The 19116-nt window shown below is 55.3% G+C and carries 14 protein-coding genes; all 14 read left to right on the forward strand.

Annotated elements, in window-relative coordinates:
• The first annotated feature begins 11 nt into the window (after positions 1–11).
• The 14 genes from hisI (at position 12) to FLZ89_RS08985 (ending at position 19078) form a co-directional block, all read left to right on the forward strand.
• A complete protein-coding gene (gene hisI, locus FLZ89_RS15955) occupies positions 12–827 on the forward strand; it encodes a phosphoribosyl-AMP cyclohydrolase (protein ID WP_141304813.1) in 816 nt (271 codons plus the stop codon).
• Between the two features lie 202 nt (positions 828–1029).
• Positions 1030–2688, forward strand: a complete 1659-nt coding sequence (locus FLZ89_RS08925) for a methyl-accepting chemotaxis protein (RefSeq protein WP_141262855.1) — start codon at positions 1030–1032, stop codon at positions 2686–2688.
• 72 nt (positions 2689–2760) lie between these two features.
• On the forward strand, positions 2761–3096 hold the full coding sequence (locus FLZ89_RS08930; RefSeq protein ID WP_172613526.1) for a hypothetical protein: 336 nt from the start codon (positions 2761–2763) through the stop codon (positions 3094–3096).
• A 501-nt stretch (positions 3097–3597) separates the two neighbouring features.
• Complete coding sequence (locus FLZ89_RS08935) at positions 3598–4818, forward strand: S8 family peptidase (protein WP_141262853.1); 1221 nt, start codon at positions 3598–3600, stop codon at positions 4816–4818.
• Positions 4819–5003: 185 nt separating this feature from the next.
• Positions 5004–6836, forward strand: a complete 1833-nt coding sequence (locus FLZ89_RS08940; RefSeq protein ID WP_172613527.1) for a sigma 54-interacting transcriptional regulator — start codon at positions 5004–5006, stop codon at positions 6834–6836.
• Between the two features lie 290 nt (positions 6837–7126).
• Entirely contained in the window at positions 7127–7936 is an 810-nt protein-coding gene (locus tag FLZ89_RS08945; protein ID WP_141262851.1) for an AAA family ATPase, read from the forward strand.
• Positions 7937–8145: 209 nt separating this feature from the next.
• Entirely contained in the window at positions 8146–10080 is a 1935-nt protein-coding gene (gene cooS, locus FLZ89_RS08950) for an anaerobic carbon-monoxide dehydrogenase catalytic subunit (protein WP_141262850.1), read from the forward strand.
• Positions 10077–10562: a 4Fe-4S dicluster domain-containing protein gene (locus FLZ89_RS08955; RefSeq protein ID WP_054936714.1), complete on the forward strand. Its 486-nt coding sequence runs from the start codon at positions 10077–10079 to the stop codon at positions 10560–10562. Before cooS ends, FLZ89_RS08955 begins: the two co-directional genes overlap by 4 nt.
• Positions 10563–10688: 126 nt before the next feature.
• Positions 10689–12710, forward strand: a complete 2022-nt coding sequence (hyfB, locus tag FLZ89_RS08960; RefSeq protein ID WP_141262849.1) for a hydrogenase 4 subunit B — start codon at positions 10689–10691, stop codon at positions 12708–12710.
• A gap of 12 nt (positions 12711–12722) precedes the next feature.
• The gene (locus FLZ89_RS08965; RefSeq protein ID WP_141262848.1) at positions 12723–13664 is read left to right on the forward strand and encodes a respiratory chain complex I subunit 1 family protein; all 942 of its coding nucleotides are present in this window, start codon (positions 12723–12725) and stop codon (positions 13662–13664) included.
• A gap of 23 nt (positions 13665–13687) precedes the next feature.
• Positions 13688–14338: a hydrogenase 4 membrane subunit gene (gene hyfE / locus FLZ89_RS08970; RefSeq protein ID WP_141262847.1), complete on the forward strand. Its 651-nt coding sequence runs from the start codon at positions 13688–13690 to the stop codon at positions 14336–14338.
• The gene (locus tag FLZ89_RS08975; RefSeq protein ID WP_141304815.1) at positions 14339–15826 is read left to right on the forward strand and encodes a hydrogenase 4 subunit F; all 1488 of its coding nucleotides are present in this window, start codon (positions 14339–14341) and stop codon (positions 15824–15826) included. It begins immediately after the preceding gene.
• 55 nt (positions 15827–15881) lie between these two features.
• The gene (locus FLZ89_RS08980) at positions 15882–17321 is read left to right on the forward strand and encodes a hydrogenase 4 subunit D (RefSeq protein ID WP_141304816.1); all 1440 of its coding nucleotides are present in this window, start codon (positions 15882–15884) and stop codon (positions 17319–17321) included.
• Positions 17322–17344: 23 nt separating this feature from the next.
• Positions 17345–19078 carry an NADH-quinone oxidoreductase subunit C gene (locus FLZ89_RS08985; protein WP_141304817.1) on the forward strand — a complete coding sequence of 578 codons (1734 nt, stop codon included), beginning with the start codon at positions 17345–17347 and terminating at the stop codon, positions 19076–19078.
• Positions 19079–19116 lie beyond the last annotated feature (38 nt).

The following is a 19116-nucleotide window of genomic DNA, read 5'->3' on the forward strand; positions in this document are numbered from 1 at the left end:
GATATTTGCTTATGGGTGTTACCATACCTGAGGAAATTCGCTTTAATGCCGACGGCTTAATCCCGGCCATTATCCAGGATGTAGAAAGCGGCCGGGTGTTGATGCTGGCCTATATGAACCGGGAAGCCCTGGCCCGCACCCTGGCTACCGGCGAGACGTGGTTTTACAGCCGCAGCCGCCGGGAACTCTGGCATAAAGGGGCCACCTCGGGCCATCGCCAGTATATTGTCAATGCCAGCTACGATTGTGACGCCGATGCCTTGCTCTTCCAGGTCCGCCAGATAGGAGTGGCCTGCCACGAAGGGGAATTTTCCTGCTTTCATAACTCCCTCCCCATGCAGGTTAGCAGACCCGGCAGCAACAGGCAGGGCGAAAAGGGGCGGACAGAGAGGAAGCAAGCCGATAGCGGGCCGGATGAACGGAGCTGGACAGACCTGCACGGCGCCCGGCAGGTTGTCCTGTACCCGGCGACCCCGGGCAGCCAGGTAGAAGCATCCGGCCCGGCCACTGGCGACCTGGGAACTATCCTGGCAGAGGTCTTCCGGGTGATTAAAGAACGCCAGGCTACCCGGCCGGAAGGCTCCTACACGTCCTATCTCTTTAATAACGGCCAGGATAAAATCCTGAAAAAAATCGGCGAAGAGGCCGGTGAAACCATCATTGCCTCTAAAAACGACAGCCGGCGGGAAATTTTATACGAGCTCGCCGACCTCTATTACCACACCCTGGTCTTGCTGGCCTACCATGATCTGGAACCGGGACAGTTGGCTGCCGAACTGGCCGCTCGCCTGCCGGTAAATGAACCTTTGGCCAAAAAACACCAATGATTACCACTATATACCCCGACGGGCTTCCTGCATAGTTCGGGATGTTTCAGTAACTGGCTACCCGGCAACAGGATACGGATCTACCTAAAGGAGCACCTGCCTGCCTGACAACCTGACCAACCTCTATCCTCACCGTGCTTTTATCTAGTCAAATGCAGAAAAATATGTTAATATAAAGAATAATGCCGGGAGGTGGAGGAAATTGGTAATTAATCTTCGCACTAAACTTTTCTATTTTATTCTCTTGCTTTTTTTGGCTCTGGGCCCGGGGACGGTAGGAACAGCGCTGGTAGCCGTCCAGGGCGTTAGCTGGCAATTGCTCCTTTTACCGGCCATTGTGGCGGGGGCCCTGGGTTTGATTTTAAGCCTGGTTATCCTTCTCAATCTATACATAAAATGGATGCGCCCCTTGCAACGGGTGATGCAATTTCTTAATTTGCTTGGCGAAGGCGATCCGGTACGAGCAGAACAATCTCTGACCGGGGCGCAGTTAGGGGAGAGTTTCCAGGGGCCGGTAACTGCCGTCCTGGACAGTTTTTACCGCCTGGTGGGTCGCATGCAGCGTACCGCTGATGAACTGTCTTATTTTTCCCGAAATCTCCAGGAAAGCGCCGGTACCAGCCATCGCAACCTGGAAGAGGTAACGGCAGCCATCCAGGAGATTGCCGGCGGTGCCGACGAGCAGGCGGGAGCCACCCAGAAGGTGGCGGAAAATATCAAAACGTTACACAACCTGGCGGAAGATATCAGCGACCGGGCCGGGCTGGGTACGGAGTTAGGGATGGAAGTTAGGAGCAAGGAAGAGGAAGGTCGCCGACTTTTTGAGCAATTACTTCAGGAAATCAAGGCCGGGGCCGCTTCCATCCAGGAGGCGGCCGGCCGCATGCGGCAGCTGGAAAATAAAATGGAGCAGATTAATACCCTGGTCCAGGCGGTCACGGCCATTGCCGATCAGACCAACCTGCTCGCTTTGAATGCCGCCATTGAAGCCGCACGCGCCGGGGAGCAGGGCCGTGGTTTTGCTGTGGTGGCCGAAGAGGTGCGGAAACTGGCCGAACAGTCGGCGGCGGCCGCCCAGAATATAACCTCCCTGGCGGCAGCTATCAGCGAAGAGGCGCGCCAGACAGCGGCCCAGGTGGATAAAAATGTCGAGCTGGTCCGGAGCAACCTCCAGCGCGGGACCCAGGTGAAAGAGAATTTTATGGCCGTAAGCCAGGCGATCAATAAGGCCGCCGAAGTCATGACCAACATCAGCCACCAGGCCCAGAACCAGCTGGCCAGGGTGCGGGAGGTAAACGATGCTGCCACCCGCATGGCAGCCGTGGCCCAGGAAACGGCGGCCAGCATTGAAGAGGTATCGGCTGCAACGCAGGAACAAAAGGCTGCTATGGCGGTGGTGGAAGAGAATACGCGCCAGTTTGCGGCCATGGCGCAGAATTTCTTTACCATAGCTGCCGGTTTTACCCGGGACGGGTGGGACCAGGAACTGCGCCGGGAACTTGTTAACCAGGGTTATGCCTTACTGGAAAAGCTGGCCGCCGATCCTGTTGTTAAGAAAATGGAAGCCGCCACCCTGGCGCCGTTCCTTGACGCCGCCTTCAGCGAGTCAGCTATTATCCAGACCTTGATTGCCACCCTACCGGACGGAGCAACTATTTATAACCGGCCGGATGCGGGAGTGACCAACTGGTCCTTCCGGCCATGGTTCCAGGCGGCCATAAGGGGGGAACGTTATGCCAGCGAGCCCTATGTAACCCAGAGCTCCAACCGGGTGGCCATCACCATCTCTGTTCCTGTACGCGCTGATGACGGCCGCATCATTGGCGTCCTGGCAGCCAATATAGCGCCGGCGGAAAAATAACAGCTGGCGGGCACTAAAGGAGACCGCAGGGCATATAATGATCAAGGGTAAATTTTATGCGAGGTGAGGTATGTGAGTGCTGATCTGGATGCCCTGCGCCAGCGCGTCATTGAAGCAGCTACCAGCGGGAAATCCCTGGGACAGGTTTTTAAAGAAATGGGCATAACGCCCGATAACCCTGCTGTCGTGCAAGAAATAATGGCTCAAGCGGGTATAGATCCTGCTGCCATGTTCCCGGACGGCCAGGTAGATATGGCCAGCTTTGTTAACAACATGACCAAAGATCTGAGCCCGGAGATGAAGAAACAGCTTGCCCAGCTAATTGAAGGGATGGCGGGGGAGATTAATAACGGCCAGCCCCTGCCGCCGGATATCCAGGAGTTTCTCAAAAGCTGGCAAAAAAGTTAAATACATTACCATAGCGGTAACGGTACCGCTAGCAGTATAAAAGGGCCCCGGGTTGGAAAGCCCGGGGCCTTTATATTAAAACCCCGGCGGGGCCGGGGTTTTCCCGCTCATGCATTGGCTGCACTGAGAGGGATGAAGAAGATAAAGAAAATGGGGATGATGATAATCACGATAATAGGAATAAACAACCACCAGAAGTTAAAACCATGGCCGCCCATTAAAAATTCCTCCTACTTAGTATTTAACGGGAACAAGAAGAACAGGAAGATGATGGGGATGATAATGATGACCGGGATGATGATAATAAACCACCACAATAATTCTTGTGTCATTAAAATACCCTCCTTTTCCCTTTGCAGGGACCTTTTCTAGACCTAGCATATGCAGTTCCAGGTCTGATGGTTAATCAGAAAAGGGAAAAATATTTTCTGCCGGCCGGGTTTAATTTATTTAACCCCCTCCAGCAGCAATACATAGAATGGAGCATAGGAGGGGTTAACCATGTGGCCTGTTTTGCTGGCTTATTATGCCGGTGTAGTAGCGATGGCCGGCGTTTCCATTACCCGGCTGGGTAGCGATTACGGCAGCCGGAAAATTATCATGTTCCGCAAGCACCGGCCCTTGAGCAGTTGTCATGAAACAGTCCTGAAAAAGGGCGGGCGGGTAGTACGCGAATTACCCCTGGTGCATGCCCTGGCAGTAAGGATACCGGAACAGGGGCAGGCCCTTGCAGAGCTGGGCTTACACCCGGATGTCCTTTTAATTGAAGACGATTTCCTGGTCCAGACAGTAGCCCTGCCGGCAGTTAAATTGCGGCAAAGGGAGCAGACCATCCCCTGGGGAGTGGAATGTATTGGCGCACCAAAGGCCTGGCAGGAGGCGGCCGGAGAGAAGGTGAAGGTGGCCATCCTGGATACGGGGATTGATGCCAGCCACCCCGACCTGAAAGCTAACATCCGTGGTACCAAGAATATCAAATTTCCCGGCTGGGAGGCCGGGGATGGCAATGGCCACGGTACCCATGTGGCCGGGATAATTGCAGCGCTTAATAATAATTTTGGGGTGGTAGGGGTAGCCCCCCGGGCGGAGATTTATGCCGTCAAGATTTTTAACCGCCGGGGTAATGGTTATATATCCGAGATCATTGCCGGCCTGGACTGGGCGCTGCAAAATAAAATGCAGGTCGTCAATATGAGTTTCGGCACCACCCGGCCGAGTCAAGCCCTGGAAGAGGCCGTCCGCCGGTGCGTCCAGGCCGGCATGGTCCTGGTGGCGGCCGCCGGCAATGAGGGGAAAGAAAATAGCGTCATGTATCCGGCCCGTTACCCCGGTGTCATCGCCGTTTCGGCTATTGACCGGAAGAATAACCTGGCCAGCTTCAGCAGCCGGGGTCCGGAAGTAACGGTAGCTGCTCCGGGCGTTGATATCCTTTCCACCTTCCGGGGCGGTAAATACCGGGCCATGAGCGGCACCTCCATGGCCTGTCCCCATGTTGCCGGGGTTGCAGCCCTGGTGCTGTCCCGGGATGGGCACATATCCGGCAGGCAGGTAGTAAAGACCATCACCAGCACGGCCACCAGGCTGCCGGGTTTAACGCCGGAAGAACAGGGTTCGGGGCTGGTGAACGCCTCTTTCCTGGCGGCCGGGAACCGTATTAATGATGAGGCCAGGGAAGGCCCGGCAGTTACTTCTTTAAATGTGATACCTTCCATGACAAGTTAAATAAAAAGCGACCTGGTTTAGTTCCAGGTCGCTATTACATTTATGGGCTGCGCCTCTAATGACGGGCCTGAAGAACAGAACCGCCTGCTCGAAATCAGAGGGTTCCTTCTTCTTTACTTTTCATATCTTACAGGATAGAATGGAATTGAGCGGAAGCAAAAATGGACGCTGGGGGGAGAAAAGGTATGCTAGCCAGTACCCCGGAGAATACAGTTTATTACCGGGCGGGCTATTCTATTGGCAGTCAGCTTCCTGTAAACGACCTGGAAGAAATACCGGATAAAATAAGCGCCCTGGGAATAGGAAACCTTAAGTTGAAAAGTGTAAAAGGCGGTAAAATAACCGTTAAATGGAATGAATGTTTCACTTGTTCTTATTTTCCGCCTGTAGGCCAACAATTATGCTATTTGGAAGGGGGCCTGCTCGCTGGGGCTCTCAACAAACTCTTTAAAAAAAGAATAGAGGTCGAAGAAACCAAATGCTGGGGGACAGGGGAACATTATTGCCAGATGGAAGCAACCATATCCCCTGTTTCTGGTCTTGATGAGCCTTATTCCTTCTTCCCCCTCGAAAAAAACAATAGATTGCTTAAAGATCTTACCTTCCAGGCGGTGCTGGCAACTAGAAGCTACCGCCAGGCTACCCTCGGGTCCGAAAAAGATGTAAAAGGGTTCCCTTTAAGCATCGGGGATGCCATCTTCCATATAATACCCCTGGGACTGGTGATTACCGATAACCAGGGGAGAGTGGTAGGGATAAATAAGGCCGGCCTCCAAATACTGGGTATTACAGGTCAAAGGGTGCAAGGCCGCATGTTGGAAGAAGTAATCCCTATAGCCCAATACTCCGAAATAATCCAATCCGGCAGACCACGGGTATGGGAATTCCAGAAAACAAAGGGGAATACTATCATCGTCATAGGAACGCCTCTTTGGATCCAATCCGAAATAGAGGGTGTGCTGTACCAGTTTTTTTCCGATGAAAGCGAGCCTGTACGTCTTCTCCTGGAACAGCTTAAAAAAGTAGAAGCCAGAGTTGGCCATAACCCTGCAAACTTCAAACCCGCTGGGTGCCTCTTCAATTTCCGCCACATCCGGACTTTAAATCACTATTTTAGGGACGTTTTAAGCCTGGCCCAGAAAGCAGCCGGGAGCAATGCTACTGTACTCATCCTGGGAGAAAGCGGTACCGGAAAAGGGGTCCTGGCCCAGGCTATCCATGAGGAAAGCCCCCGCCGTAACGCGCCTTTAATAAAAGTAGACTGCGCAGCCATCCCACCGGAACTTCTAGAATCCGAACTCTTCGGTTATGAGGAAGGCGCTTTTACTGGAGCTAAAAAGGGCGGCAAACCTGGAAAGTTTGAACTGGCTCACGGCGGGACCATCTTTTTGGACGAAATCGGAGATATGCCCCTTAATATGCAAGCCAAGCTTTTAAGGGTTTTGCAAGATAAAGAGATTGAGCGGTTGGGGAGCACCCGGACCAGAAAAATAGATGTGCGGGTGATAGCAGCTACCAACAAGGATTTGGAAAAAATGGTACATGAAGGCCGTTTTCGGGAAGATCTCTTTTACCGCTTAAATGTGGTCACGCTAGTGCTCCCACCCCTTAAAGAGCGGCCGGAAGACATACCTCTCCTGGCAGAGGCCATTTTACAAAGGCTAAACAAAGAATATGGGAAAAAATTACGGCTTACTCCCGGCGCTATGGAGAGTCTTCTAAGCTATTCTTGGCCGGGCAACGTCCGGGAATTGGAAAATGTCCTGGAGAGGGCTGCCATCCTGGCTGAAACCCAGGAAATCCATCCCCATCACCTCACGATAGGCTATCATGGTAAAAAGAAAAGGTTGAGGGAGATCTCCCCCCTTTATAAAGTCCGGATAGAAGCGGAAAAGGAGGCCATCATTCAGGCCCTGGAAGCTTTTGGCGGAGAAAAAACAAGGGCCGCCAAGGCATTAGGCCTTTCCCGCCAGGCACTCTATACTAAAATGGCCAGCTATGGCTTGCTTAAAAATTAATGTCAACTCTTTTTAACGTGTAAAACTAAATTGACATCGAGGTTCTTAGGCCGTCAAGCTTTGGCGGCCTTTTTCTTTTGGCACGCTTTTTGCTATAGAACACAAAGGTAGCTTTTGCGTTATTTCATCTTGGTTAAACACTTGATTTTATAACTTCGATTTTATACCTTTTTACCTAATTTACTTAAGGCCATTGCCAGAGTGAAGTAAAGGCCTTTGGTATGGATAATGTCTGCGTTAGCCTTGTTTAGCAAGGGACAGAAGAGAAGCAGAACAGAGGAGGTGTTCAAGTGAAGCTGGCCATTTCCGGGAAAGGTGGTGTCGGCAAGACCACTATCGCTGCCGGCTTAATTAAATATTTTGCCCGGCAGGGTTACCAGGTATACGCCGTCGATGCCGATCCCGATACCAGCCTGGGTATGGTTCTGGGGCTCCCCGAGGAAAGGCTCGGTACCATTAAACCTATCGTGGAGATGCGAGAATTGCTTGCCGAGCGCACCGGCGGCAGCGGCGCCTTCTTTTCTCTAAACCCGGAAGTAGATAGCCTGCTGCAAGATTATACCATAAAGAACGGAAATATCCTTTTTCTGAAAATGGGAGCCATCAAGCCCGGGGGATCGACCTGCTATTGCCGGGAAAATGCCGTCTTAAATGCCATGGTTAATGCCCTAATCCTAAAACACCGGGAAATGGTGGTCCTGGATATGGGGGCTGGCATCGAGCACCTGACCCGGGGTACGGCCCGGGGGGTAGATCTGATGTTGATTATTACCGAGCCCACCCTGGTCAGCGTCCAGACCGCCCGGGTCGTCCAAAAACTGGCCGCTGAACTTGGTATTAAGCGAATAAAGTTTGTAGGCAACAAATTGCGTCAACCCCGGGATAAGGAATTTATCCTCAGCCACCTGCCGCCGGACGATGTCATCGGCCTGATACCCTTCCAAGCAGAAATTTTAGATCAAGCTGCTGGTTTTACCGGTGAGCAGTCTTTTACCGCAGCAGGTATTGCCGAGCTGGCTGCCAGGGTGCTAAACCGACGGGCTATTGCCCCGGACATAGGGGGAACAAATATAACCATAAAAATAAAAGGTGGAGGTTAGGTGTGACATGTGATAATGGGCACGAGTGCAGCAGGAATAGTTGCTGCAGAAACCCTCCGTTCCCTGGTTTTACTCCCCGCGTTTTCAGGGCTGCAGTAGTTGCAGGAAGTTGACCGGACGGAAGGCCGCTGACGCTTTGATATGAAAGCAGGTAATAAAGTTTACAATCCTGCGGCGTTGCCGCATATTCCTCAAGGAGGTCGATGCTGATGGCCAAGTCGTGTAAGGTTTCTCTGGACCCGGCGGTTTGCGAAATGGTGGAAAAGGCCGGGCGCCTGGAGGTGGAGACGGTCTGGGATCGCTACCAGGCGATGCTTCCCCAGTGCGGCTTTGGGGAAACCGGGCTGTGTTGCCGGCACTGCCTGCAGGGCCCCTGCCGTATAGATCCTTTTGGTGGCGAGCCCAAGGCGGGGATTTGCGGGGCTACGGCGGACGTCATCGTCGCGCGAGGCCTGGATCGCGCCATCGCGGCCGGCGGGGCGTCCCACTCGGGCCATGCGAAGCACATTGCCCACACCTTGAAAAAGGCGGTTCGGGGTAAGGCACCGGACTACGCCATTAAAGACAAAGCCAAGCTCCGCAAAGTGGCTGAACGTCTCGGCATTCCCACAAAAGGCAGGAGCGAGGCCGAGATTGGCCTGGCCGTTGCCGAGGCGGCTCTGGCGGACTTTAACGAGAAAGCAACGGAAGCGCCGGTCACGTGGGTGGCCACCACGGTGACCGAGAAGCGGAGCAAGCTCCTTATGGAACGAGGCTTGATGCCTAAGGGGATAGACTACGAGATCGCCGATATTATGCACCGGACGCATTACGGCTGTGACGCAGACCCGATTAACCTCCTCCAGGCGGGGATACGTTGCTCCCTTGCGGACTTTGCGGGTTGCCACATGGGTACCGACTTGTCCGACATCCTCTTCGGCACGCCCCAGCCCGTGGTCAGTGAGGCCAATTTAGGGGTCCTCAAAGCGGACATGGTTAACGTGGCGGTCCACGGCCACAACCCGGTTTTATCCGAAATCATCGTCCAAGTAGCCGAAGAGATGAAGCCGGAAGCCAAGGCAGCCGGCGCCGGGGGTGTGAATGTGGTGGGCATCTGCTGCACCGGCAACGAGGTGCTGATGCGCCACGGCATTCCGTCCTGCACCCATTCGCTCAGCCAGGAGATGGCCCTGATCACCGGCGCCCTCGATGCCGTCGTGATGGATTACCAGTGCATCATGCCCTCTCTCGCTACGGTGGCAGAGTGCATGGGGACCAGGCTGATCACCACCATGGAAACCATGAAGATCCCCGGTGCGATCCACATCCCCTTCGCGGAAGAAAGGGCTAAAGAGATCGCCCGGGAGATCATTCGCCACGCCATCGAGGCCTTCATCCGGCGCCGGGGTAAGCCGGTGGACATACCGCAGAACAGGTCCAAAGTGGTGGCGGGTTTCTCCGCGGAAGCCATCATAAACGCCCTCTCTAAGTTGAATGCCGACGATCCCCTTAAGCCTTTGCTTGACAACATCGTCGCCGGCAACATTCGCGGGGTGTGCCTCTTCTGCGGATGCAACAACGTCAAGGTTCCGCAAGATAGGAACTTCGTCACCATGGCCCGCCGCCTCCTGAAGGAGAACGTGCTGGTTTTAGCCTCCGGCTGCGGCGCGGGGGCGCTCATGCGCCACGGGTTTATGGATCCGGCCAGTGTGGATGAGGTGTGCGGGGAAGGCTTGAAGGCGGTCCTGACGGCCATCGGCGAGGCCAACGGCCTGGGCGGGCCCCTGCCGCCGGTGCTGCACGTGGGCTCCTGCGTGGACACCTCGCGGGCGGTGGCCCTGGCGGTGCCCCTGGCCAACCGGCTGGGTGTGGACACGGATCAACTTCCCGTGGTCGCTTCGGCCCCTGAGGCGACGGCTGAAAAAGCGGTCGCCATCGGCACCTGGGCGGTGACCCTCGGTATCCCCACCCACGTGGGGGTCATGTTGCCGGTGGTTGGTAGCCGCTACGTCACCCAGGTGCTGACGGATAAAGTCCGGGACTTGACCGGCGGTTACTTCATCGTGGAACCCGATCCCGAGTCTGCGGGCCAGAAGCTCCTGGCGGCCATCGACGAGCGCCGGGCCGGTCTGGGGCTCAACGTCCCGGGAGGTGCCCGGCGATGAAACGGAAGGAGATCTTTGTTCGTTATGAACGGTGTACGGGCTGCCGTTCCTGTGAGCTGGCTTGCGCCGTGAGCCACACCGCGGCCCGGAATCTGTTTGGAGCCCTACTGGGGGGCGAAAGGCCGCAGAAGCGCCTCTATGTGGACCAGGTAGGCAGGGTGAAAGCTCCGGCCGTCTGCCGGCAATGCGAGGAGCCGCCTTGCGTGGCCGTCTGCATCACCGGCGCGATGCACAGGCGGGAAGACGGCGTCAACGTGGTCGCCTTGCGCCGGTGCATCGGTTGCTGGATGTGTGCCATGGCCTGCCCCTTCGGTGCAGTGGGCCGGGGCGAAGGTAAGGCCGTAAAGTGCGACCGGGAGTGCCTGGATGAGGAGGGCGTACCGGCCTGTGTGCGAGCCTGCCCCACCGGGGCCCTGGTCTTCCAGACCGTGGAGGAGTTTGAAGCCGAACGGCGCCTGGCGGCCGCTGTTTCATTTAGATAGCGGTTCAGGGCAGGGGCGGGGTGGGGAAGCCCCTTCCCCGCTTCGTGGCTTGAAACTGAGCAAGCTCGGAAGAAGTGCTGTTGTTGCTGATGTAGTGTCATTTAGAGGGGCGGGAGGTAAGGCTAAATGATCGTTCAGCAGTTATTTCTGCTGTCCATTCTCCTGTATGTCGCCGGAGCAGTTGCCTCCCTGGCGCTGAACAGAGCCGGTAAAATTGCCAACTATACTTCAGGAATAAGCGCCTTTGTGGCAGCGAGTGCCGGGATGGCTGCGGCCATCCCGGTCTTCGCTCGTGGTACGGGCTTTACAATGGCAGCGGCGGGGTTTATTCCCTTTGCGCCCTTTGTTATCCGGGTCGATCTCCTTTCTGCCTTTATGGTGCTGGTCATTTCGCTGCTGGCCGCCGCTACAGCTATTTACTCCCTTGCTTATCAGGAGGAGTATGCCGGGAGGGGCGCCGGGGTACTGGGCTTTTTGAATAACATTTTCCTTGCGTCCATGGTCCTGGTGGTTGCTAGCGGCGACGCCTTCTATTTTCTCGTTTTTTGGGAGCTGATGACCCTGGTTTCCTATTTCCTGGTTAGTTTCGACCAGGAAAACCCGGAGAGTGTCAATGCCGGATTTATCTATTTCCTGGTGGCCCATGCCGGGGAAGTAATGATTATGCTGTCATTTATTATATTTTTCGTCTATACGGGCACCTTTGATTTTGCTTCCTTCCGCAATGCAAACCTTCCGCCGGCTACCAAACACCTGGCCTTCTTGCTGGCTTTCTTCGGGTTCGGGGCCAAAGCCGGTATTATGCCACTCCACTTCTGGCTGCCGCGGGCTCACCCTGCGGCTCCTTCCAACGTTTCCGCCCTCATGTCGGGTGTAATGATTAAAACCGCTATCTACGGCATACTCAGGGTCAGTGTCGATTTCCTCGGCGCTTCCGTTTGGTGGTGGGGCCTTACGGTCCTGGCCTTCGGAGCAATCTCGGCGGTTCTGGGTGTGCTTTATGCAATAAATGAAAATGATCTCAAGCTGCTGCTGGCCTATTCCAGTATCGAAAACGTGGGGATCATCCTGATGGGCATCGGTGCTGGCATGATTGGCATAGCCAGGGGAGAACCCGTTCTGGGAATGCTCGGCATCTTGGCGGGGCTCTATCACCTGGTAAACCATGCTGCCTTTAAAGGCCTCCTTTTTCTCGGGGCAGGCTCGGTAATCTATCGCCTCCACACCAAAAACATGGAGGAGATGGGCGGGCTGGCCAGGCGAATGCCGTGGACCGGATTGGCTTTTTTGACCGGCGCTCTGGCCATCGCGGCTATTCCCCCTCTCAACGGTTTTGTCAGTGAATGGTTTATATACCAGTCCCTGTTAATGGCGAGCACCAGCAGCTTCCTGGCGGTCAAAGTGCTGTCACCCCTTTTGGCAATTATGCTCGCTCTAACGGGCGCCCTGGCGGCGATGTGCTTTGTAAAAGCTTATGGGGTCACTTTTACCGGTCCCTGGCGCAGCAATCGCGCCCGGGAGGCCAGGGAAGTGCCGGTGCCGATGCTTGCCGGGACGGCGATTTTAGCGGTTGGCTGCATTGCCCTCGGGCTGGGCGCACCGGTTGTTGCTCCTTATATTGGCAATGTGGCCGCGGCGTTGCTGGGCGCCTCTCCGGTCCGGGTAAGTGACGGGCTGCTGGTATTTCCGGCAAGCAGCGCCCGGGCGGTGCTTTCCCCGCCCCTCCTTGCCCTTCTCCTGGTGGGGTTTGTCACGTTACCCCTGTTAATTGCCGGGATGCAAGGTGGGATGCAGGCCGGGCGGCGGATCGATGCCGAGCCGTGGGCATGCGGATATAAATACTCACCGCGGATGGTGTACGCGGCTACCGCCTTTGCCCAGCCATTAAGGGTGCTTTTCCGCCCGGCCTATTTGCTAAGGACCACCCTCGCGGGGCCGGGCTATACCATTGCGGCGTATGGCAAGGAAGCAGTGGTCTACGTCGCCCGTGTGGAGTCGCTGTGGAAAGATTACCTCTACGGTCCCCTGTTACGGGGTACGGTACGTCTGGGTAAACGGGTGCAAGCCCTCCAGATAGGGAATGTCCGGCTGTATTGCCTGTATATAATCGTAACGCTCGTAGTCCTGCTGGTAGCAACGGTCAGATAGGAGGAGAGAAAGATGCCCGGTAACGAGTTGCTCCCCATCGGCCTGGCGCAGGCCTTGCTCGTCCTGCTGGTAGCGCCTCTTTTTACGGGCTTTTCCCGCACTTTAAGGGCAAAGCTGCACTCCAGGAAAGGTCCCGGTATTTTGCAGAACTACCGGGATATCTTCAAACTCATCAAAAGGCAAGAGGTGGTGCCTGCCCAGACCAGCTGGGTCTTCCGGTTTACTCCCTATGTGGTTATGGCAACCACCCTGCTCGTTGCCATGGTGATTCCGATTTTAACCCTGCAGTCGCCCCTGGGGATGGCCGCTGATCTCATCGCTGTCGTTTACCTGTTCACCGTGGTCCGCTTCTTCTTTGCCCTTGCAGGTCTGGATTCCGGCAGCGGGTTCGCCGGAATAGGGGCCAGCCGGGAGATGGCCCTGGCCGTGCTCGTAGAGCCAACTATTATCCTGGTGCTGTTTGTGGTCGCCCTTCTCGCCGGGACGACCGATCTGGGAACAATCAGCCAGAAGGTGGCGGCCGGTGAGATATCATATTTTAGCCCGGCAGTCTGGTTGGCCATGGCTTCCTTTGCTGTCGCCACCTTCATCGAAACCGGCAAGCTGCCCTTTGACCTGGCGGAAGCAGAACAGGAAATCCAGGAGGGACCCCTTACGGAATATTCCGGTCGCTCCCTGGCCCTCCTGAAATGGGGTTTATATATGAAGCAGGTTGTGGTGATCGCCCTGTTTCTGGCCGTTTTCTTCCCCTATGGGAGCGCGGCGGTGGTCAGTACTTCCTCCCTCCTGGTATCCACGGCTGTCTTTTTATTGAAGGTTGCCGGTTTTTACGTTATCGCTGCCCTGCTGGAAAACAGCATGGCCAGATTACTCCTTTTTAAGGCCCCCGCAGTAACCTGGGCGGCTTTCGGCATAGCCTTGCTGTCCTTCGTTTTCTACCTGGCCAATGTTTAATAGAAGCGGGAGGGGATCTGATAGTGTCCGGTACCAGCGTAGTCAACGCCCTGGCTGTGCTGCTCATCCTGACCTCGATGCTGGTGGTGGAAACCAGAAAGCTCCGGAGGGCGGCGTACATGTACAGTATCCAGTCCCTGGTCCTGGTGGCGATTTTTCTGTCCCTGGCCGTATTTATGCAGGCGGAACCGCTGTACATCTGGTCCATTACTGCCCTCATCACCAAGACCTTCCTGGTGCCCTATCTCATCATCAGGACCCTCAAAACGGTAGGGAACCAGGAAGAGGAGGGGCCGGCACTGGAGACAAGCTCGTCTGTTTTTCTTGCGGTGGGCCTGGTGGCTTTATCGTTCGTGATAGTCGAGCCTTTTCATATGCATGCGGTACTAAAGTTGAAGGTTGCGCTGGCGGTTTCTATAGCCCATTTTCTCCTCGGGTTGCTCTGCATACTTGCTAGAAGAAATGCCCTCAAGCAGATATTGGGCTATTGCCTGATGGAAAACGGCTCGCATTTGACCCTGGCCATCATGGCTTATAACGCCCCCGAGACAGTAGAAATCGGCATCCTGACCGATGCGGTTTTTGCGGTCCTGATCATGACTATCATCGCCAGGCGCCTCTTCAAGGTCTTCGACACCCTGGATACGGATAAGTTCACACTACTAAAGGGTTAGGTGATAGAAGTGGGGGAGAATATTTTATACTACTTGCCCGCGGTGCCCCTTGGAACGGCCCTGATCGCTTTTGGGATAAGGTCCCGGCGCATGGTGGAGGTTGTGCACTTGGCCGGGATTAGCAGCGTGGCTCTTCTCTCCTTGCTGCTGGTGCAGTATGTCCTGAGGGGACAAACGCTGCTGGCCCTGGACGGGATGCTCTACGCCGACGGCCTCACGGCGCTCCTGGTTCTTATCATCGGGGTGGTAGGGTTTCTGGACGGCTTTTACTCTATAGGATATTTGCGACATGACCTGGCGCAGGGCCAGGTTGATGCGAAGGGCGCCTGCTTTTATTACGGTTTTTACCATCTACTTTTGTTGACGATGGTTCTTGCTGCTATATCTAACAATATTGCTATTATGTGGGTTGCGATAGAAGCAACCACCCTGGGCTCGGCCTTCCTGGTCGGGTTCTATAAACATAAGACTGCGGCGGAAGCTGTCTGGAAGTACGTCCTGATCTGTAGCGTCGGCCTGGCCTTTGCCCTGTACGGGACCATCCTGACCTACTCCAGTGCCTTTGCTGTGGTGCAGGACGCCCACAAGGCGATGCTATGGACTGAGTTAGCAGGGATGGCCCGGGGACTCGACCCGCAGGTGATGAAACTGGCCTTTGTCTTCATCTTGATCGGTTACGGCGCCAAGGTCGGCCTGGTTCCTATGCACACCTGGTTGCCCGACACCTACAGCGAGGCCCCGAGCCCGGTTAGCGCCCTGCTGTCGGGTGTACTGATGAAGTGCGTGTTATTTGGTATATTAAGATATTATCCCATTACCTTGCAGGCCGTCGGCAAGGAATTCCCCCAGACCCTGCTCCTCATCTTCGGCCTTCTCTCGGTGGGTGTCGCGGCTTTCTTCATCCTGGTGCAGAACGACATCAAAAGGAAGCTGGCTTACAGTAGTGTTGAGCATGTAGGCATCATCGCCACCGGCCTGGGCGCAGGAGGGTCGCTGGGAATACTTGCCGCGCTCTTTCACGTCATCAACCATAGCCTCACTAAATCCCTTTTGTTCTGCACGGTGGGCAATGTGGCTCGCAAGTATGGTACTAGGGACGCCCAGAAGATCCGGGGAATGCTAAAGGTGGCCCCCTTTACTGGTTTTATGTTCATGGCCGGCCTTCTTGCTGTGGTCGGTGCACCGCCTTTCAGCATCTTCGTAAGCGAGCTTATGACCCTGGCGGCCGGACTGCAAGGTGGGTATTTCTGGCCGATGATACTCTTTCTTGTCCTTCTGGTGATCGTTTTTGTCGCATTTATTATCCTTATAAGCGACACGGTTCTCGGTTTTCCTCCGGAGGACCTACCCCGGGGTGACGCCGGGTGGCTGTGCTTGTTGCCCCTCGGGATCCTGTTCGTGCTCATGGCCGGGCTGGGGATACATGTACCGGCCCCGCTAAATCAATTACTGCAGGGCGCAGTCAGCGTTGTCCTGGGAGGTAAATAAAATTGTCAGCAAAAGGTCGATCCCATCAATGAGGGATACTGGAGGTGCCATTTAGATGATTTGGTATGCGCTGGGAAGCATTTTGCTGCCGGTATTAGGAAGCCCCCTGGTCCTATTTTTACCGGAGCGACACGTGAAAAAGGCAAGCCAGATTTTCTCCCTCCTGGCTTTTACCAGCGGTTTGCTTTTACTGATCGCTTTTGCGTTCAACCGCGCGAGCTTCACCCGGGAACTGGTTACTTTAAACGGTATTAACTACTACGGTGTCACTATAGATACCCTCAGCGTCCTGGTCAACTTCATGGTAGTTTTTCTCGGCTGGCTGATCTGCACCTACTCGGCCGGGTACATGAGCCCTGACAACAAAGAGCATCCTATTAAAGAAGGGGTTCCCCGGTTTTACGCCCTCATGCTGCTTTTTATCGGCTCTATGGCGGGCGTAGTCTTCTCTTCCACGCTCCTCGGGCTCCTGTTCTTCTTTGAAATGACCGGTCTCTGCTCGTGGGGGTTGATCGGATTTTACGGGGATCAAAAATCCCGGAATTCCGCCCTCTGGGCGATTATACTCACTCACACCGCCGCGCTGGGACTCTATGTGGCTACTGCCTATCTCTATGTAAACACCGGCAGCTTCGCGGTGACCGCCCTTAATAAATTAACGGACGCCGGGAAAACCATTGCCTTTACCGGAATCCTGATCGCCTGCTGGGGTAAGTCCGCCCAGCTTCCTTTTCATCCCTGGCTCCCCCGGGCGATGGTGGCGCCGACCCCGGTGAGCGCCTATTTGCATGCCGCTTCGATGGTTAAGGTCGGCGTCTACATCTTTGCCCGGACCGTCCTGGCAACGGGGTCGGTTCCCCAGGTGATCGGCCAGGCCGGGGCCATCATGGCTGTGGTCACCATGATCTACGGTTTTATCATGTATTTCCCGCAGGATGATATGAAGCGACTCCTGGCCTACTCGACCATCACCCAGCTCTCTTATATTTTCCTGGCGATCTCCATTTCCATCTACGGCTCCAGGATGGCCTTTAACGGAGCAGTGGCCCACATCTTCAACCACGCTTTTGCTAAGGGGCTCTTCTTCCTGGTTGCCGGTACGCTGTCCTATACAACCGGTACCCGCCTGCTTTCGCTGCTCAAGGGAATTCTAAATAAAATCCCGGTGGTGGGTTTGGGTTATATTGCGGCTGCTATGGCCATTGCCGGCGTTCCCCCTTTTAATGGTTTTTTTAGTAAATTTATGATCATAATTAGCGGTTTTGAGATTGGCAGGCACTACCCCCTGATCCTTGCCCTGATTATCGTTACGGTTATTGAATCCGTTGGCAGTTTCATCTGGTTCCTGAAGTGGATGGGAGCGAACGTCCTGGGGGCACCCTCGGAGGTAGTTGCCGGTGCGGCTGAACCGCCTCTGGCGATCAAATTTGTTCTCGCCCTGCTCATGATCATGACCGTGATTTCCCAGTACATTGTTTTTATCCTGTTAGGCTAGGGGTAAAGGAGGCTGCCAGTAGCATGCAAAATGAAATGAAACCCGGACAGGACGGGAAAAAATCCGTGGAGGCCTTGCGGTCTAAGTTCGGGGCGGCAATTCTTGCCGAGGCCTGGCAAACACCGGACCAGGTAACCCTGACGGTCGAACTTAGCTCCCTCCCGGAAATTGTGGAAGAGGCATATTACCGGCAGGGAGGGTGGCTCTCCAGTGTTGTCGGCAATGATGAGCGCGGCTTGAACGGCCACTTTGCGGTGTACTACGTTTTATCCATCGAAAAAGAGAGGGATTCCGATAAAAACTTCTGGTTGACGGTGAAGGCCCTGGTTCCTTCCCATAAACCGGAGTTTCCTTCGGTGACCCCGCGGGTGCCGGCCGCCGTATGGTACGAGCGGGAGGTGCGGGATATGTTCGGCCTGGAGCCGGTGGGCCTCCCGGATGCGCGGAGGCTGGTATTGCCCGATGACTGGCCGGACAACCTGTATCCACTGCGGAAGGACGCCATGGATTACCGCTTCCGCCCCGACCCGGTGGCAGAGGAAGAAAACTACAAGTTTATCGAAGTAGAAGGGGAGGGTATTGTCGAGGTACCCCTGGGGCCGCTGCACATTACTTCCGACGAGCCAGGGCACTTCCGGCTCTATGTCGACGGCGAGTATATAGTGGACGCCGACTACCGCCTTTTCTACGTGCACCGGGGGATCGAGAAACTGGCCGAGAACCGCATGGACTACGACCAGGTTACTTTCCTGGCCGAGCGGATCTGCGGCATCTGCGGTTACACCCATAGCGTGGCGTACGCGTCGGCGGTGGAAACTGCCAATGGGATTGAGGTACCGCCGCGGGCCCAGTATATCCGCACCATCCTGCTGGAGGTGGAGAGGATGCACAGCCACCTCCTGAATCTGGGGCTGGCGGCCCACCTGGTGGGTTTCGATGCGGGTTTTATGCATTTCTTCCGGCTAAGGGAGAAGGCCATGCAGATGGCCGAAATTCTTACCGGTGGCCGTAAAACCTACGGCATGAACCTTATTGGCGGCGTGCGCCGGGATATTTTAAAAGAAGAAAGGAACCAGGTTTTGCGACTAATCGCAGAGATCCGGGTCGAACTGGATGAACTCCTTGACTTGCTGCTGAATACCACCAACTTTATCTCACGAACCCGGGGGGTAGGACGCCTGGACCCTGGGGTTGCCCGGGACTTCAGCCCGGTGGGGCCTAATATGCGGGGTTCCGGGTATGCCCGGGATACGCGGGCTGACCATCCCTACGGTGCCTACGATCGGGTTCCCTGGGATGTTATTTCCAGGGATGGATGCGACGTTCTTTCCAGGGAACTGGTGCGGGCGGCAGAGCTTTATGAGTCCTTAAAAATCATTGAGAGGTGCCTGGCCGAAATGCCTCCCGGGCCGGTCCTCGTGGAAGGGTTTGCTTATAAACCGTACACCTTCGCGCTCGGATATACTGAAGCCCCCAGGGGAGAAAATGTCCACTGGGTAATGACAGGAAACAATCAGCAGGTGTACCGGTGGAGGGCGCGAGCTTCTACCTATAATAACTGGCCGTCCCTCAGGTATATGTTTCGGGGTAATACGGTGTCCGATGCCCCTCTCATCGTGGCCAGCATCGACCCCTGCTATTCCTGCGCTGAAAGGGTTACCGTGGTCGATGTGCGTAAAAAGAAGGCGAAGACGATCGAATACAAGGAGCTGGAACGGTACTGCCAGGAAAGAAAAAACTCGCCGCTAAAATCCTAACCCGGCTATAAGCGAGCAAAAGGAAGGGGGATTCCCAG

Source organism: Moorella sp. E306M (assembly GCF_006538385.1).
Taxonomy (GTDB): Bacteria; Bacillota; DSM-521; order Neomoorellales; family Neomoorellaceae; genus Neomoorella.